Raw genomic sequence first — 1,110 nt, forward strand, 5'->3', positions numbered from 1 at the left:
GCCTCGTCGACCCCGTCGGTGCTCGTCGGCTCGCCCGTCACGGCGAAGTTGATCGGGTCGACCCGGTCGAGGACGGTGCGCAGCATGTCGGCGACCTGGTCGGTGCCCTCGACGGTCTTGATGTTCCAGGTGAACGAGACCAGGTCGCGCCAGTAGCACTCGGCGGCGAACAGCGACACCGCGCGGTCGACGTCACGCGCGGACAGGGCCTCCTGGAAGCTCGACACCCACTGCTCGACGCGGGCCCCCACCTCGCTCCCGGGACGGTCCAGAGTCTGGGTCACGACGCACCTACCTTCTCCTCGGGCGGTCCCGGTCGGTCCCGCGAGTATCGGTGACCACCGTCACGCCCGCACGCGCGCGCGGCAAGGGTTGCAGTCGTGTTGCGAGCGGCGAACCCCGCGGGCGTCCGCGGTCACACCCGCGGGCCACACCCGGCGTCGAGGGCGGTGGAGGTCCTAGCGTGGAATCCGTGACCGACTCGCCACCAGCTCCCGCCGCTCCGGCCGCCACGGTGCGTCGCTGGTGGATCCTCGCCGTCATCGGCGTCGCCCAGCTGATGGTCATCCTGGACAACTCCGTCGTGAACATCGCGCTGCCCTCGGCGCAGGCCGACCTCGGGTTCACCGACGCGCAGCGGCAGTGGGTCGTCACGGCGTACGCGCTCGCCTTCGGCAGCCTGCTGCTGCTCGGCGGGCGGCTCTCGGACCTGTTCGGGCGCCGGACCGCGTTCATCGTCGGGCTGATCGGGTTCGCCGGGGCGTCCGCGCTGGGCGGGCTGGCGCCCGGCTTCGGGCTGCTGGTCGCGGCCCGCGCGCTGCAGGGCGTGTTCGGGGCGGTCCTCGCCCCCGCCGCGCTGTCTTTGCTCACGACGACGTTCCCCGAGGGTCGCGACCGCGCCCGCGCCTTCGGGGTGTTCGCGACGCTGGCCGGCTCCGGCGCGGCGATCGGGCTCCTACTGGGCGGGGCGCTCACGCAGTACGCCGACTGGCGCTGGTGCATGTACGTCAACGTGGTCTTCGCGGCCGTCGCCCTCGTCGGGGCGGTGACGCTGCTGCCGGCCCGGCAGTCGCGGGAGCGGCCGCGCCTCGACCTCGCGGGCACCGTCAC

The 1,110-nt window shown here is 73.5% G+C and carries 2 protein-coding genes; one reads left to right on the forward strand and one right to left on the reverse strand.

What is annotated here, in order from left to right:
* On the reverse strand, positions 1-284 hold a 284-nt coding region (locus AC0CYZ_RS30985; protein ID WP_472221989.1), incomplete at its 3' end, for a nuclear transport factor 2 family protein.
* A 275-nt stretch (positions 285-559) separates the two neighbouring features.
* Here AC0CYZ_RS30985 and AC0CYZ_RS30990 point away from each other — a divergent pair.
* The coding region (locus tag AC0CYZ_RS30990; protein ID WP_472221991.1) for an MFS transporter at positions 560-1,110 on the forward strand (551 nt) is incomplete at its 3' end.

The sequence above is a fragment of the Actinomycetospora sp. genome, assembly GCF_055612215.1.